The organism is Thioalkalivibrio sp. ALE23 (genome assembly GCF_000378545.1).
In the GTDB taxonomy this organism is placed as follows: domain Bacteria; phylum Pseudomonadota; class Gammaproteobacteria; order Ectothiorhodospirales; family Ectothiorhodospiraceae; genus Thioalkalivibrio.
This window is the reverse complement of the sequence record NZ_KB900096.1, coordinates 1-1,025: the sequence shown is the minus strand read 5'-3', so window position 1 is coordinate 1,025 and position 1,025 is coordinate 1. Positions and strand designations below refer to the sequence as shown.

Genomic DNA, 1,025 nt, shown 5'->3' with positions numbered 1-1,025 from the left:
GGAGCATATCGAGCGGTACCGGGCCTTTTTCGATGCGAACCGGGACGCTGTGGAAGATGGGAATCCACCTCCGATGGAACCCTGGTGGGGGGAGTCGCCATGAAGATCGAAACGCTCGAAAGGGATGGATGGCGGTGGGTCAATGCGTCGAGTCTGCCCGAGGGGGCGATCATCCGGCTCAACGACGACCCGAAGCCCATGCGGGTAACGGAGCCCCTGAAGGCAGGTCAGGGAGACATCGAGCGGTTGGGGTGCGAACCGGCGATTCCGAAAAACGGCTCCACCCCGATCCCGCTGGTATCCGACACTGTGGCGGAAGTCATGGAGTGTACCGGCGGAGAAGTCACACCGCTGGGGGACGGCACCGTGGTCATCGCGGACTTCGAGGGCGCCGGGCATCTGTATTCGCCACGCCTGTTCCTGGAAGAACTGGAGGTCTTCTGCGAGAAGAACATCGAACGCTACCGGCAATTCCTGGAAGCGAACCGAGAGGCGATTGAATCCGGGCAGCCGCCACCGATGGATGCCTGGTGGAGTCGGTCCATGGCCGGCGACCGCAACGAGAAGCTGATGACGCTGCTGGCGGATCTGGAAGAAACCTTCCAGGCGTACAACGCCGTCGCCCGCGACGCCCTGGACATGAATGTATCGGTGGGCGCGCACGCCCTGCGCCGCCGCATTGCGGCACGGCTGGAGAACAACCGCCTCCCGAGTCCGGAAGAAACGCGCTGGCTGCTGGAAGACGCCATCGAGGTACTGAACAACGATCCGGTGATGGCCGAATCCGAGCCCTCCCCTCATCGGGAAGACCTGCTGAACCGGTGCCGGTCACTGCTGGACGCAGACAACCCAAGGGAAAGCCGGGAGAGGGTGACCGAGGCGCTGTACGATGCCGCAGCGGACGCGATCGAGGCCGGCCTGATCCCGGTGCCGGCGCCCGCACACCGGCTGGCGCCAGTGGATGAACAGGCGGTGGAGGCCGCCGGGCGCCTGCGCCTGGCGGTGGAAGGCTATCGGGCATACCG

The 1,025-nt window shown here is 65.0% G+C and carries 1 protein-coding gene; it reads left to right on the top strand.

The window, feature by feature from the left end:
• Nucleotides 1-99 precede the first annotated feature (99 nt).
• On the top strand, nucleotides 100-1,025 hold a 926-nt coding region (locus F573_RS14695; protein WP_081619258.1), incomplete at its 3' end, for a hypothetical protein.